The organism is Reticulibacter mediterranei (assembly GCF_016587455.1).
Genome location: NZ_BNJK01000001.1, coordinates 7,208,898 through 7,223,833 on the forward strand (window position 1 = coordinate 7,208,898; position 14,936 = coordinate 7,223,833).

14 protein-coding genes and 1 riboswitch are annotated in these 14,936 nt (G+C 52.3%); of the genes, 8 read left to right on the forward strand and 6 right to left on the reverse strand.

Annotated features, from left to right (window positions below):
- The first annotated feature begins 48 nt into the window (after window positions 1-48).
- Window positions 49-303, forward strand: a complete 255-nt coding sequence (locus tag K3T83_RS31185) for a hypothetical protein (protein WP_220206823.1) — start codon at window positions 49-51, stop codon at window positions 301-303.
- Between the two features lie 20 nt (window positions 304-323).
- Here K3T83_RS31185 and K3T83_RS31190 read toward each other — a convergent pair whose 3' ends face one another.
- The 3 genes from K3T83_RS31190 to K3T83_RS31200 all read right to left on the reverse strand — a co-directional run bounded on the left by K3T83_RS31190 (window position 324) and on the right by K3T83_RS31200 (window position 3,820).
- On the reverse strand, window positions 324-1,505 hold the full coding sequence (locus tag K3T83_RS31190; RefSeq protein ID WP_220206824.1) for a hypothetical protein: 1,182 nt from the start codon (window positions 1,503-1,505) through the stop codon (window positions 324-326).
- 81 nt (window positions 1,506-1,586) lie between these two features.
- The gene (locus tag K3T83_RS31195; RefSeq protein WP_220206825.1) at window positions 1,587-2,153 is read right to left on the reverse strand and encodes an acyl-CoA thioesterase; all 567 of its coding nucleotides are present in this window, start codon (window positions 2,151-2,153) and stop codon (window positions 1,587-1,589) included.
- Between the two features lie 32 nt (window positions 2,154-2,185).
- Window positions 2,186-3,820 carry an MFS transporter gene (locus K3T83_RS31200; protein ID WP_220206826.1) on the reverse strand — a complete coding sequence of 545 codons (1,635 nt, stop codon included), beginning with the start codon at window positions 3,818-3,820 and terminating at the stop codon, window positions 2,186-2,188.
- A 215-nt stretch (window positions 3,821-4,035) separates the two neighbouring features.
- Here K3T83_RS31200 and K3T83_RS31205 point away from each other — a divergent pair, with 215 nt between their 5' ends.
- The 4 genes from K3T83_RS31205 to K3T83_RS31220 all read left to right on the forward strand — a co-directional run bounded on the left by K3T83_RS31205 (window position 4,036) and on the right by K3T83_RS31220 (window position 8,762).
- Window positions 4,036-4,254 (forward strand): hypothetical protein, encoded by a 219-nt coding sequence (locus K3T83_RS31205; protein WP_220206827.1) that lies wholly within the window; start codon window positions 4,036-4,038, stop codon window positions 4,252-4,254.
- A gap of 810 nt (window positions 4,255-5,064) precedes the next feature.
- Complete coding sequence (locus tag K3T83_RS31210) at window positions 5,065-6,507, forward strand: hypothetical protein (RefSeq protein WP_220206828.1); 1,443 nt, start codon at window positions 5,065-5,067, stop codon at window positions 6,505-6,507.
- Window positions 6,504-7,277 (forward strand): vWA domain-containing protein, encoded by a 774-nt coding sequence (locus K3T83_RS31215; protein ID WP_220206829.1) that lies wholly within the window; start codon window positions 6,504-6,506, stop codon window positions 7,275-7,277. The genes K3T83_RS31210 and K3T83_RS31215 overlap by 4 nt, the downstream gene beginning before the upstream one ends.
- 18 nt (window positions 7,278-7,295) lie before the next feature.
- Entirely contained in the window at window positions 7,296-8,762 is a 1,467-nt protein-coding gene (locus K3T83_RS31220) for a vWA domain-containing protein (RefSeq protein ID WP_220206830.1), read from the forward strand.
- Between the two features lie 44 nt (window positions 8,763-8,806).
- Here K3T83_RS31220 and K3T83_RS31225 read toward each other — a convergent pair whose 3' ends face one another.
- Window positions 8,807-10,339 carry a glycine hydroxymethyltransferase gene (locus K3T83_RS31225; RefSeq protein WP_220206831.1) on the reverse strand — a complete coding sequence of 511 codons (1,533 nt, stop codon included), beginning with the start codon at window positions 10,337-10,339 and terminating at the stop codon, window positions 8,807-8,809.
- A 53-nt stretch (window positions 10,340-10,392) separates the two neighbouring features.
- A riboswitch (ZMP/ZTP riboswitch) is annotated at window positions 10,393-10,483 on the reverse strand.
- 151 nt (window positions 10,484-10,634) lie between these two features.
- Between K3T83_RS31225 and K3T83_RS31230 the strand changes: the two genes are divergently transcribed.
- Complete coding sequence (locus K3T83_RS31230; protein WP_220206832.1) at window positions 10,635-11,624, forward strand: hypothetical protein; 990 nt, start codon at window positions 10,635-10,637, stop codon at window positions 11,622-11,624.
- Here the strand turns inward: K3T83_RS31230 and K3T83_RS31235 are convergent.
- Complete coding sequence (locus K3T83_RS31235) at window positions 11,554-12,183, reverse strand: hypothetical protein (protein WP_220206833.1); 630 nt, start codon at window positions 12,181-12,183, stop codon at window positions 11,554-11,556. The genes K3T83_RS31230 and K3T83_RS31235 overlap by 71 nt on opposite strands.
- A 169-nt stretch (window positions 12,184-12,352) precedes the next feature.
- Between K3T83_RS31235 and K3T83_RS31240 the strand changes: the two genes are divergently transcribed.
- Window positions 12,353-13,006 (forward strand): HesA/MoeB/ThiF family protein, encoded by a 654-nt coding sequence (locus tag K3T83_RS31240; protein ID WP_220206834.1) that lies wholly within the window; start codon window positions 12,353-12,355, stop codon window positions 13,004-13,006.
- A 249-nt stretch (window positions 13,007-13,255) separates the two neighbouring features.
- Entirely contained in the window at window positions 13,256-14,254 is a 999-nt protein-coding gene (locus K3T83_RS31245; RefSeq protein WP_220206835.1) for a serine hydrolase domain-containing protein, read from the forward strand.
- 181 nt (window positions 14,255-14,435) lie between these two features.
- On the opposite strand, the gene bcp is transcribed toward K3T83_RS31245, so the two are convergent.
- Window positions 14,436-14,936, reverse strand: a complete 501-nt coding sequence (gene bcp, locus K3T83_RS31250) for a thioredoxin-dependent thiol peroxidase (protein ID WP_220206836.1) — start codon at window positions 14,934-14,936, stop codon at window positions 14,436-14,438.

Sequence of the window (14,936 nt, forward strand, 5' to 3'; positions counted from 1 at the left end):
GATGTTGCAAACAACTTGTGGCTCTGTACAGAGCGAAGGAGAGACCCGATGAAGCTGTTTCACAATTGCACTTGCGCCTATTGTAACGCCTCACTGAAATGGTGGGACGCGCAGACCTGCACGAAATGCCAGCGTAGCATATGTAGCCATCATGCAGCAGTTGTGCGCTACTCGCAGAAATCCGTCTTGCAGACTGTGTGTACCTGCTGCACCGAACAGACTGTTGCAAGCATGCCTGCATCGGTGGTTGCTCCTTCAGCCCCGGTGGTTGCTCCTTCGGCAAAAGAATATCTGGCGGTCTAAACCAGTATCGATACATTAAATCATGGCATCACAGGTATATTGTCCTGGGGAACTGTAGTTATTTCAGCGGGAGCTTTATGCAGAAAAGGGAGTTGCTTTGCCTCTGCTAAAGCTTGCTCAAATTTTGCCTGTACGTCGCGCTCACGATATATAATCTTTTCGTCGTCTACTAATGGTCTGCCAAAACGAAACATGCCATCCTGTTCTGTATGCTCCACATGTGGTAACTTTTGTGGTTTCGGTAAGTTAGCACGACCGATTGGATAGGGCATGTGGAACGAGAAGCGCAGATCGGGAAACACAGCGCTTGTGATTTCCAGGTAATAGAGCGCGTAATAATCTTTCTCGTAACTGACGCTGCACTGAGGACACTGCCTCACGGTTCTTGTGTTCTGATAGTAATATTCCCAGATAGACTCGTAGTATTCTTCATATTTCTCTTCATAATGTTCCTGACAGAGCCAGAGATGGTGTTTGTCGGGATCGGGTGGACGATAAAACGAGAGGCGCGCATAGGATGTTTGTGCTAAAAGAAACATGGCCTGATTTTTCCGCTCGTACCACTCGTCTCGCCGCTTTGCATACAACTCAGCATGTTTTATGCCTCTCGTCGCTTTGATCTGGTTCTCTTTTGCCCAGCGCGAGGCCCAGATTGTCCAGTAGGCGAGGATCAGTACTTGAGCCAGTTCAGGTGATCCCTTTTGCCTCCACTCGTCAATCGTTTGTTGCCAGGACTGTGAAAATTGCTGGCGTCTCTGTTGATTGACTTTTCTGCTTTCCAGTGCAAGCTGAGCAGCGGCCTGTCTGTTCACGCGTACCTTGTCTCGGTGCACTATCCTCCACTGTTGAATGTCGTCCTGGGAGACCAGTAAAATTTCGCGGCGATCATGCACGGAATACTCTAAATCGTGACCAGATTTCCTGAATGTGCGATATTCGAGGACGGGTAACTTCCCCTCTTTGACCCAGCGTCTTCGCTCGATAGGCGTGCAGTGCAGGATTTCCTCAAGCTCGAAAGGCTCGACCGCCAGTTCGTACAGAAACGTTTCCAGTAGGCGAGCCTTTTCATCGGCATTGGTTTCTATTCGTGCGAGCAACTGCTCGACAAGCGTCGTTTTCTTTATTTTTGTTGCCTTTGTTAGTCCCAGAAACTCGCAAATTTGCTCTTTAGACAGGGCAAAAGAAATGAACTTAGGTGACATTATCTCTCCTCTTAGCAGACGAAAATGTGTCTCTAAGAGAAGAAATACCGGTCAAATTCCCAAAAGCGGAAAGGAAGCAGCCTATGGTATCTTTTTCGCAAGGTTTTGCGCTCGCCATTGCGCCAACTCCTCATCCAGCTTTTGCATATGTTGACGCCGGATGCTCGCCTGCTCGATGCGTTCGGCCTCCTCCTGATCGGCTGGAGCCAGAGGAGGCACAGGCGTTGGCTTGCCCTGCTCGTTGAGGGCGACATAGATAATTGAGCTACTGGCGATATGACGAAGCTCACCAGTGATCAGGTCTTCGGCGATCACTTCAACGCCAACCTCCATGCTGGTGCGACCAACGTAATTTAATGCGCAATTGACAGAGACCATATTCCCGATATAGGCGGGGGCGAGAAAGTCAAAGCGATCAACTCTGGCGGTGACGCATGGTCGCTGGCTGTGCTTCATTGCCACAACTCCAGCAGCTTCATCAACCATGCGCATAATTGTGCCACCATGCACGTTCCCTTGCCCGTTGCCATCGATAAGTTCCATGATACGGCACGTCGTACTGCGCGAATAGGCAATACTGCGGCCTCGGGTCAAATCCACTTCGGGGAACGACGAACGTGCAGCTTTTATCTTGTCAAATGGATTCATAAATATCTAGGCTCCTCAAATTTCATAGAGTGCTATTTATCAATGGTTTCTTCGTGAGAAGTTTGTTGCTTTTGCCCGGTCTTACCAGTTGTGGCTTTGCGAGTATCCTGAATCATGAACCAGGAGCAGCAGGCACCAAGCAAGCCCAGTATTGAACAGATCAGGGCCGCAAGGCGAAAGCTTGCCACAAACGCCTCGTCAATGGCCTGTTTGATCTGCATGCGCGCTTCACCGTTGATCCCTCCAGGGAGCTGGATCGCAGCCAGCTTGTGTCCCTGCGCTGCAATTGCCTGCTGAACAGAGGCCGGGAGCGGCAAATGTGCCAACTGGGACATAAGGTTGTTCTGAAAGCTCGCCACCACTACTATACCCAGAACAGCGATTGCAAGCAAGCCAGCTGTACGCGCCACCGCATTGTTGATGCCCGATGCGATGCCTGCGTGCCGCTCTGCTACCGATCCCATTACAACCGTTGTCAGAGGCGCGACAGTGATCGTCATGCCTAAGCCCATGACTAGTACGGCAGGGAAAAATGTGAGCCAGTATGTTCCTCCGATGCCCGGCACGGCGAACAAAGCAAAGCCGATAGCGGCAATTACTGGCCCAACAACGAGAGGCAGTCTGGCTCCATAATGGTCCACCAGCCCGCCAGCCCAGCGGGAGAGCGAGAACATAATCAAGACAAATGGGAGGAGGGCCAGACCCGCCAATGTAGGAGGATATCCCTGGACCTGAATCAGATTGAAGGGCAAGTAGAAGGTGATCCCGTTCATAGCGGCATATAACAGCAGCGTTAGCAGATTGGCCCCGCTGAAAGAGGATGAGCGAAAAAGCGTGAGTGGGATCATCGGGTTGGGGATGCGCGCTTCCAATAGAATGAAGGCCACAAAAATGATGACCCCAATAGCCAGGATACTCAAGACCAGTGGATGCAGGATACCGAGCGAACCCGCCTCAATTAAAGCGTAGACGATAGCGCCGAGTCCGATGGTGGCAAGCAGGGCACCTCGCCAGTCGAGTCCACCGCGAACTGTTTCGTCCCGGCTCTCAGGTACGTGCAAGAAAAGGATTACCAGCACGATCGCAGCAAGCGGGACGTTGAGGAAAAAGACCCAGCGCCACGAGGCATACTGCACCAGTCCTCCTCCCAGCACAGGGCCAATAGCGGAGGTAATAGAGGTGAAGCCCGACCAAGTGCCAATGGCCCGGCCACGCTGATTGGTATTGAAGGAGGCGCTGATAATTGCCAGACTGCCCGGCACCAGCAGAGCGGCACCGATGCCCTGAACTGCACGCGCAAGAATTAACGAATCGATATTGGGCGAAAGGCCACACCAGACCGATGCCAGGCTAAAAAGAGCAATACCGATGGCAAAGATACGTCGCCGCCCAAAATGGTCGCCGAGTGTGCCGCCAAGTAGTACCAGCGATGCCAACAGGAGCAGATATGCCTCCACAACCCACTGCACATCTGCGGCGGTGGCGTTCAAATCTACCTGCAATACAGGTAAGGCAACATTGACGACCGAGCCATCGATAAACGCCATGCTCGACCCAAGAATCGTTGCGACCAGTACCCACATCCCGGAGGGAGGTCGCCCGGAAGCCGTAGGTGGAGTTACGCTGAGCACTCCTTTGTCACAGGGGGTTTGTGTGATGTTGCTCATCTTATTCATCTCCTTTCCCAAACTAGCAGATTCTGGCATACAATAAAAAATTTGTCGAAAAACACTTGACAAAGCGCAAAGATGCGAGTACACTATCAACAGTGGAACTTGACAAACAGCAAAGATACATAGGAATGTAAGTGCAGAGACGTGTACCCTTGCAACTATACTCTATCAAATATACTCTACAAACGTACACGCTGGGAGGTGTAGCAATGACACAGCTGATAAACCAGACCATACATGTGCGCTTCGATGGACGCAGCGAAGAGTTGACAGCTGCTATGCTGCATCTGGCTACCCAGGCTACCGACTCCCAGATCAGGCAGGCAATTGTCAGCCACTTTGATCTCCCTGCTAGCCATCTGGACGATCACGTCATTATTCGCACCAGCAACGCGATCATCGTGCGTCCAGAGGCCATCTACGGCTAATACAAGAGCAACCACCTGGGACGCGCTCTCACGGGAAGAGCTTACATACTAATTAACCGAAAGGTTACGCGAGTTCGAATCTCGTCTTCTCCGTTCTCCGCTTATTGGAGAAGTAGCTTAGTGGTCAAAAGCGATTAGTTTTTCTCCGCTCCTTCGACTCGCGCGTCTCAGGCTCTCTTATCTCTATATATGTAAAAAAGCATAGTGCCAGGGCGCACCCTGACCGAGTGAGCTTACAAACTTTTGGGATCTGGATGTTGGGAGTTCAATTCTCCCATCCTTAACAATCGGGGATTAGCTCAATGGTAGAGCGCCAGTTATGTTTTTACAGCTCATTGAACTTGTGCGCCTTGATCAAGCCCTGAATAAAACGTTTTCATAAAAAACAATTATGCTGGGACGCGCTCTAACCTGGAGAGCTTACAAACTTTTTGGACTACTAATCCAGAGGTTGTGAGTTCGAATCTCACCAGCTCCATTCATGGGGCTGTAGCTCAATGGTAGAGCACTTGTTTTTACAGCTCTTTTAACTCGCGCGTCCCGGCTTTGATTTTTGATACCCAAGCAAGTATATTTGCCCTGTACTCTAACTTGAAGAGCCTACAAACTTGGATTGATTTCGTCTCCAAAGCGAAAGCAGTTGGTTCGATCCCAACCTCCCGCGTCTCGTGCGGGAGTAAACGGCTCCTTGAACTCGTACAGGGCATTATTTTGCCCTAAAATGACCTCATCTGTGAACTCGTACATTGCCAGAAGGTGGGGGACATGGTATTGGTAATGTACTCTAACGAAAAGAAAGAGGTAGAAATCATGACTCAGAGCCACGAGCAGGATGTACGTGTTCAGATCCTCGATTCTTTTTTGACCACCCCTCATCGCCGCTTCGAGGAGCTTGCCCCTCTGCATAACAGCGCATTGGAGCGTGATCCGCTTTTTTATGGCCACCTGGCTGGTTGGTACTTTGAGAAAGGCAGCGTGCGCGACCATAAAGTGTTGTTTATTGCGCACCTGATGACCAGCGCCTATCCAGAGTTTCGCGGTGCGGCCTGGATGCTGCTGCAAAACCTGGCACCTTACGAGGTTGCACGCGTCCTCGACCATAGCAAGCAGGTGATTGGGAAAGCGCCGCGCTCGCTCAAAAGTGCCATCGCGCACTATCTCAAGACGCGTGAACAGAATATTCGGCAGTTTGACGGGGCCGCGTTGCGTGCGCGTGATGATCTTAAGCATCTCTACGCCAGCCTGCGCATCAAGCCGGGTCCACGCGCTCAGGCGATTCTCTTTGATGAGCAGCCACCAGCGGATAGTCCATTGGCCGCCCTCAAGCAACTGGCGAAGGCAAAGGATGCAGAAGAACAGGCACAGATCATCCTGAAGCATAAAATCCCATATACAACAGCGGTTGGAGCGCTGAAAGAGATCACGCCTGCACTGTTGACGACGCTGATCAATGCCATGACGCCCCAGGAGGTCATTAACAACATGGCGGCACTCAAGCGGCGTGGCGTCATGGATGATCGGGAAATGAAGGCGCTGGTCGAGCGCAAATTGCAGGAGGCGCAGAGCGACAAACGCGTTTCAGCCTTCAAAGCCAGAGTTGCTGCGGAAGCAGCGGAACTCTCCGGCGAGATTGCCCGGCAGCTTGAAGCCGTGACCGAGGCGCAGGTGAAGAAGCAAGGAAGGATCACACGACCGACCGCCCTATTGATCGATAAATCTTCGTCTATGCATGAGGCTATCGATCTGGGACGTCAGATTGGAGCGATGCTCTCGCTCATTTGCGAGCGCGATTTGCTCACCTATGCGTTTGATACTCAGGCATATGCTGTTCAGGCACAGGGCAAGACACTGGCCGATTGGGAGCAGGCAATGTTGAGCGTGTACGCGCGAGGCGCAACATCCTGTGGGGTCGCTTTACAGGCGATGATGCAGGAGAAGCAACGCGTTGAGCAGATTATCATTGTCACCGATGCTAACGAGAACCATGCGCCATTGTTCAGAGATGCGTACACGGCGTATGTTGAGCAGATGTTTGTGAAGCCGGAGATCATTCTGGTGAAGGTGGGGCAGACCAGCGAGAAGATAGAGGTGGCCGGCAAAGCGCTGGGCGTTGTCGTGAATGTCTTCCATTTTCAGGGCGATTACTACGCGCTGAGCAACCTCATTCCCTTGCTCAGTCGTCCATCGCGAGCCGAACTGATTGACGAAATTCTGGAGTATCCACTCCCCGAAAGGCAGGTAGCACACGTATGAAAGAGCTAGAGGCAATCAACGCGCTCGACCTGGCGTTTGTGGTGGATACGACAGGCAGTATGAGCGGATTAATCGAGACGGCGAAAGATCAGATGGTCGCGATGCTGACCCGCTTGACTCAAACGGCCCAGGTTGCTATAGATATGCGGCTTGGAGTTGTGGAATATCGCGATCATCCGCCCCAGGAGCGCTCCTTTGTTTACAATGTGCATCCCTTTACCGGCAAAATGAAGGATGCGCAACGTATGATCAATGAGTTGGGGCTCGGTGGCGGTGGAGATCTGCCAGAAGCGGTGTTTGATGGCATCCTGGGGGCATGCCGCGAATTAGAGTGGCGAGAGCATGCGCGGCGTCTTCTGGTGCTGGTGGGAGATGCGCCACCGCATGGTGTGGGGACCAAAGGCGATAGTTTCGCGAAAGGGTGTCCTTGTGGGGAGACTATTGAGAGCGTCACTGCCGCCGCAGAGGAAGCAAGCATTACGATCTATGCGCTTGGCATGAGGCAAGAGGCGAATGACTCGTTTACGCGGATCAGCCAGGCAACCGGAGGCGAGTTTTTCGCCACAGCACGCAACGAAGATGCCATCGCGCGTCTTCAGGCGATCCTGGTAAAAGAATTTAGTCAGATAGATTTTGATCGGCGCTTGCTTGCTCTCTGGCAAACGCAGCACTCGCTGGATGTCCTCGCGGAGCAGTTAGCAAGCAGTCGCCCAGCAGTCGCGGTTGCCATCAGCCGACTCGGAGCAAGAGGATTGTTGCAAATAATATGAGAGAAGGAGAAGTACAGGATGACTCAAAATGACGAACAGGATGTGCGCGTGCAGATCCTCAACTCCTTCCTGACCACGCCGCATCGCAAGCTGGAAGAGCTGGCACCGTTGCATACCGGTGCTTTGGAGCGAGATCCGCTTTTCTACGGCCATCTTGCTCCCTGGTACTTTGAGAAGGGAGAGGTGAGGGACCACAAATTGCTCTTTGTGGCCCATCTCGCCACCAGCGACCACGAGGAGTTGCGTGGTGCAGCCTGGATGTTGCTTCAGCAGCTCGCACCATATGAGGTTGCTCGCGTCCTGGATCATAGCAAGCAGGTGATTGGCAAGACGCCGCGTTCGTTGAGGAGCGCTATCACGCGTTATCTCAAGACGCGTGAACAGAATATTCGGCAGTTTGACGGGGCCGCATTGCGCGCACGCAACGATCTCAAGCATCTCTACGCCAGCCTGCGCATTAAGCCGGGTCCGCGCGCTCAGGCGATTCTCTTTGATGAGCAGCCACCGGCGGATAGTCCGTTGGCCGCCCTCAAGCAGTTGGCGAAGGCAGAGACCGCCGAGGAGCAGGCGCTCCTCATTCTAGAGCAGAAGATTCCCTACACCACTGCGGTAGGTGCAATCAAGCATGTGACGCCAGCACTGCTGGTGGCTCTGATTAACGCGATGTCTCCGCAGGAAGTCATCAATAACATGGCAATGCTCAAGCGTCGGGGCGCGCTGGACGACAAAGAGGTGAAGGCGCTGATCGATCAAAAGATCACTGCTTCTGCCAGCGACAAGCGCGTGTCCACGTTGAAGGCCAAGAAAGCCATCGAAGCTGCTCAACTCGATGAGGAGACTGAGCAGTTGTTGACCGATGTAACCGATCAGCGCGTCGCATCCCGAGTCGAAATCAAGCGGCCAACCGCGCTCTTTGTGGACAAGAGTAGCTCGATGACGAAGGCTGTCGAGGTAGCAAAGCAGCTTGCTGCTCTGGTGGGTGCCGTGATTAACGCAGAATTTCGTGTCTATGCCTTTGATTCGGCGGCGTTCGAGGTGAAAGCAAGCGTCAAGGGCAAAGATCGTCCAGCGTTGAGCGACTGGGAAAAGGCATTCAAGCTGATCAAAGCCGATGGCAGCACCTCGATTGGCGCGGCGTTGGCGAAAATGCTCAAAGATAAATTTGTCGCTGAGCAGATCGTCATCGTCACCGATGAGGGTGAGAATACGCCGCCGCTCTTCCACAACGCCTATGCAGAGTATGTGAAAGAGATGCACGTCGCCCCGAGCGTGATTATTGTGCAGGTTGACGGCTCTAATCCGAGCTTTATGGCCGGGTTGCAGAAGCAGGGTATTGAGGTGATGCGCTATCAGTTTCGCGGCGACCAGTACAGTGTGGTCAATATTCTTCCGCTCATGGCCATGCCGAGTCGGGCCGAGATGGTGGATCTGATCATGCAGTACCCGCTACCCGAGCGTCCACAACGGATCATGTCAGTTGAATAGAGGAGATCTCCTGTAGCTATCCCTACAGGAGATCTTCACGTATATTAGCGCTGCGCGGTCTCTTGTACAGAGGAGAGCAGCAGTTCCAGGTCCAGTTCAGGGTAAAGGATATAGTGGCTGAGCAGAGCACTGATGCGTTGCTGGGCCTCTGCAATGACGTTGGCGCTCAAGTTATATTTGGCGCGGCTCTGTTTGCCTGCCGTGCTTGTCGGGGTGGTGTGAGAGAGGACCAGCTTGATGATGCTTGCGATCTCTTTCATTTCTTCCGTGCCCATGCCAAGCGTCGTAGTGGCAGGTGTTCCCAGGCGCAATCCGCTCGTGTACCAGGGACCGTTGGCGTCGAAGGGGAGCGAGTTGCGATTGAGCGTAATTGAGCAGGCGCGCAGTGCTGATTCCGCTTGCCGCCCGGTCAAGCCATAGGTTTTTGCCACATCGAGCAGGAGTAGATGGTTATCTGTGCCGTTCGTCAAGACCTGGAGCGATTCGTCGAGACATGCCTGAGCGAGCGCCTGGGCATTTTCAACGATCTTGTGTGCGTAGGTCTCGAATTCGGGGGTCAGCGCTTCGCGGAAGGCAACCGCTTTTGCCGCCAGAATGTGGGGCAGCGGTCCACCCAGCATCGCTGGGCACCCTTTGTCCACCCACTCGGCCAGTTCCTCTTTGCACAGAACCAGTCCACCACGAGGCCCGCGCAGGGTTTTATGGGTCGTTGATGTGACGATATGGGCGTGTGGAACCGGATCGTAGTCGCCCGTGAAGACTTTGCCTGCGACCAGACCGGCAAAGTGTGCCATATCGACCATTAGGACTGCCCCAACCTCATCGGCCATTTCGCGCATTTTCGCAAAGTTCAGCTTGCGAGGATACGCGCTATAGCCAGCCAGTAGGATCAAGGGGCGGATCTCATGCAGCTGGCGACGCAGATTGTCCAGGTCGATGCGGTAGGTATCAGGCTCAACGCTGTAGGTATACACATCGAACAGGTGGCTTGAGATGTTGTGTCTATAGCCGTGCGTGAGATGGCCTCCCGAATAGTAATCAAGGGAGAGCAAGCGCTGATTGTGAACCGCCGCCCGTACCTTTGCCCAATCTTCGCGCGAAACCTTCGAGGGATCTTCTAGCCCCAGTTCGGTTAAGAGCGGGCGTTGCACCTTTGCGGAAAGGACCGCCAGGAAAGCAACCAGGTTGGCATCGGCACCCGAATGTGGCTGGACATAGGCATGCTCAGCGCCAAAGAGCTTGCACGCAAGCTGTCCCGCCTCTTCTTCGATGGCATCGACGTTGTCGCACCCGGCGTAGAAACGATGGTGAGCATAGCCTTCGGCGTATTTGTCAGTAAGCAGGTTCGCCCCTGCCAGTTGAGTTGCCAGAGAGCTATAGTTCTCGCTGGCGATCAGCTTCAGGTTGCTGCGCTGGTCCCGTAGTTCCTTGATGATAGCTGTGCTGATGGACGGTGAGACCGTATTGATCTGATCTAGTGAAGCATAGAAAGCGGCAGCAGCCGAACTGGGAGAGATACCGTTCAGGGTATTGAGATAGCGGATAAGCAGGGATTGTTCCTGTGTGGTTGTTGGCATAACCGTTCGCTCCTTTTCTCGAATAGCAACAGAATGTGATACAGACCGATGACTATTCCAGCCCAGGCGAACGACTGCTTTGTGAATCTCGCTCCAGGCTCCCCTGTGGTTGCTTCCACCGTCTCGCCAGTTACCCGGAGCTATCTATGAAGTTGTGTTATAAATGAGTATACACTATTTTGGCCACTGATCAAGTGCTTTAGCCAGCAACCATCATAGACAAGCCATTTTTTATGTTGGCCAGGAGTAAAGTATATGTTAATTCTAAGGATAGAAACGAGGAGAGCAGAGTGCGATGACGAGAGAGCAGAAGCCAAAGGTTGATGCACGGGCGCTGATTGCTCGTTTGAATAACCAGAGTAGGACGCTGTTGCAGCGAGAAATAGTTGCTCCCCTGCTTCCTGGTGGCCGTATTCGGACCCGGCTTGGTGGCATGGTGCATGAATTCTATCCCACGCGCGAGTTTGTCGGCTGGGGCCGTTTCCGTCCGATCAACGAGCGAGAGGCGGAGGTGCTTGAGGAGGCGCTGCCCTGGGAGCGTGGCGGCTATCTGGAACTGTTCCCCGCGCTGCGGGTTGTTCTGCTCTGGCCTGATACCAATCCAAAGCAGCCGGGCATGTGGTGGGCTGTGCCATTCAATGATAGCGATGCCCGCCAGCGTTTCGGCTTTCGGGCTGAGCCATTGCCCGTCTTTTTGTGCGATCCAACCAATGGAGCGGAACAGTTTGAGCGCGTGATCGTGCGTGTGGAGGGCCACAATCTCTGGTTTGATGGTCCTGATGTGCTGGCCGATCCCACGCATGCCGAGTGGCTCCGTGATACCGCTGCTAATATCGATAAACTTGAACGTTTCCTCCCTGGATTGGCAGGTTCTGAACGCCTTGCTCTGCTGTTCTGGCAACTGCATCATATCGAGACAACTCTGGCAGGTGAAGGTTCTACGATAGAACGCCAACAGCGGGCTGCGCAGCAGCAGCAGAGCCATCAACAGCAGCGAGAGTGGTTGCGGCGGCAGGCGTTGAATAGCCAGCTGGAACAGCGTTTGCGACATGCTCTGGCGAAGGCTGATGCGGTTCTGCATAGCTACAGCGAGATCACAAATACCGATGGTTCTCCTGGGCATCTTGTTGTTGAGTGGAGCGAGCAGGGCCAGACCAGACGCTATCGCTCGACCATCGATCCACGCCTGAATGTTGTGTCCAGCGGGATCTGTCTCAGCGATCGAGATCAAGATTTTGATCTGACCAGTCTGGTGAATGTGATGACGGATGTTCCCTGGGAATAACAGCCTCAGATGGTGTGCCGCGTGCGAAAACGGGCGTGGACGTACCCGTGCTCTTGCGTTTGCGGGCGACATCCGGCAAAAATACGATCTGTCCACGTTCTGGTTTGCGATAAGTTTTTTCGTGTAGATGAACTGCTAGCGAGCGCATAAAATCGTAACCATCGCTAAAGCTGGAGGGGGTGTGGCCCCATTTCTGTTCGTATGCGCTATCGTGGAGTGCGTATCCAGCTAATGGAATCACGTTATGATAGAAATCTTCTATCGAGAAGGAAGTGAGGATGTTCCGAAGCGTCTCTGCATCGGGAACAATCCAGGTAATGCCCATGAAGTTAGGCTCGGCGGCTTCGAGTTCCTCAAATGAGGCATAGACAGCCTCTGTGGTATCTGATGCGACCTGATAGCCCAATGTGTAGCGAAAATGGTTGCTCCAATCGGCGTACTGAAAGTATTCGTCGGCGCGGTCGAGCCACTCTATGATGGTTTCTAGCAAGACTTTATTCGAGCAGGCAAGCAGTGCATCACGTACCTGTTGCGTGAGCTGTTTTGTTTTTGTTTTCATAACGGGCTAGCTATCCCTTTCTCATTCATGATAAAAGAAAAGCGTTGCATATCTGTTTCTGAGCAGAGAGATTGCTCTACTTATGTAATACACCGACGAATCCCAAAAGCGGAAAGATGGCTCATAATTCGTTAAGCATGCCATTTGAAGAAAGCAGTGAGAAAAGCATATGACACAACCCAATTTGAATCCCAATAGCCCCTTTTTTCATGAGGAGCGGCATATATCGCTGGCCCCATTTGTGGAGAAGCAGATCACGATTTGTGGAGCGGGCGCATTAGGAGGAAATCTGACCGAAACGCTGGCTCGTATGGGGTTTATGCGCATCAAGCTGATCGATAAAGATCGGGTGGAGATGCGCAATCTTTCGACTCAGCCATATAGTCGCGCGGAGGTTGGAGCACCAAAGGCTCGCGCGCTGGCGAATACGTTCTATCGAGCGGTGCAGACAAAAATAGAGCCGGTGGTGGTGGAGCTAACAGTGGCAAACGCACAGGCGTTGTTGCAAAAGAGCGATCTAGTTGTCGATGCCTTTGACAATCGGGCGGGACGAGCAGCGATCAGTGAGACAACTCGTACGCAACGTATTCCCTGTTTGCATATCGGGTTTAGCGCCAATGGACTCTATGGCAACGGGCTATGGGAGCCGCAGTATCAGGTGCCACAGGAAGTTCCTGGCGACCCCTGCGATTACCCTTTGACGCGCCCATTTGCGCTGATGATGGCGTCGCTGGCAGCACGCACGATCATCGATTTCTTTCGCAGTGGTCAAAGGACAAATTTTGAGTTCACTTGGCGCGATCTGACGATTACTCATTTGTAATCTCTGATCTCATCCCCTTAATGTTGTTGCCGATTATGATGACGAGTGGATGAGGCACTGGTAACGCATAGGCCGTCGTTTGCAGCGGTGCTTTTTTGGTAATGTCATTCCTTGCTCATCTGGAGGAGGTAAAGAAACTGAGCTTGTCCCGCTCTGTTGCAGTCTTCTTGACACAAGATGTCAGGATTCATTGGTACAATTGGAGAAGATCATTCTGATCGTTGCCTATTCACCTGTTGGAGGTATTGTATGATCAATGAAACAAGCCTGACATTGGCACTTGAACAGGTAGAGAAAGAGCATTGTCTGAGTGGAGCGCTTCTCATTTCTCAGGACGGACACATAGTATTTGAAAAAGCGTATGGATTTGCAAACAGGCAATTGAATATTCCCAACGTCATTGAAACCAAATTTCATATCGCTTCGGTGACCAAGATGTTTATCGCAATGGCAGCATTGGTTCTCTCCGAACATGGGCAGATTTCGCTTCAGGAAAAGCCGTACCGTTATCTGCCTGAATTGGTCGTACTCGATCAGAACATCACTCTTCATCATTTGTTATCTCATACGTCCGGTTTACAAGATATTTATGATGTCCCAAATCTGCGGTTTGAGATGCAAAAACTCAAAAACGAACGCGGAAGCCTGCTCTCATATCTAGTCAAATTGCCCCAATTGTTTCAGGCAGGCGAAGGATGGAGTTACAGTAGTACTGGCTTCATTTTGATGGGTTATCTTCTGGAACGGGTGACGGGCCTGTCGTTTGACGAATTGATGAAACGCTATGTCCTCGCGCCTCTAGACATGACCGATACAGGCCTGGATCGGCCTCGTTGGATTAATTTTGGTCGTGCCTATGGTCATACAGTTGAGGATGGAGAGGTTGTCCATGCAGACAACGACCGCTTGAGCTTGTTTGAGGAGGCACCAGGAGAGTTGTACTCAACGGTACTGGATCTCAACAAGTGGTGTGATGCACTGTTTGCATGTCCCTTGGTTTCTCCCCATACGTTGCAGTTGATGTTTACCCCACATGGGCAAGGCACTGCATGGGGGAGGTCATGGCAGTATGGATATGGCTGGTTTCTTGGCCCTGGATTTCGGATGCATGGAGGCGGAACTCAGGGCTTTTGTTCGCTGATCAGGCAATATCCTGCGCAGAAGGTTAGTATTATTGTACTCTTGAACTCTGATCACATGGAGGTAGGCCCAATCATCAGCGCAGTTGAGCCACTCCTTCTGAACTAATTACTCCTTATTGAGGCATAAAGAGCTTGAGAGCGAGACCAAGAAGTTACACTCTCGATGAAGCAAAGAGGTGACTCCCTGGCTTCTCTCACTCTGAGCGCCCTATCCGTCCATCGGACGGATAGGGACTACGGCCAGAATGTTGCGGAAGAGTTACTGAATCAGAGAAGATCGAGGTTCTTTAAAGTCCTAACGAAGTGATGGTATCCAAAACTTCCTGGGCATGTCCTTCAGGTTTCACTTTGGACCAGACCTTCCGCACGATCCCATCTTTATCGATGAGGAACGTTTCCCGGTTGACGCCCATATACTTTTTGCCGTACATGCTTTTCTCTTTCCACACGCCATATTGCTGGGCGACCTGCGCGTCGGTATCGGACAGCAGGGGAAAAGGTAAGCTAAACTTGTCGGCAAACTTCTTGTGCGAGGCGACGCTATCTTTGCTGATCCCTAAGACCACGATGCCATGCTGCTGCATGATATGATTGGCATCGCGGAATGAACACGCTTCAGTCGTGCAGCCGGGAGTGTCGTCTTTTGGATAAAAGTACAAAACCGTAATTTTTCCCTTCAAATCCGCCAGATGAACCTGATTGTTTTTTACGACCTCATCGTCTCCTATGGCTGGCAGCGTAAAATCAGGAGCCGCTTGCTCTTCTTGAACCTCTATTGCATCACTCAT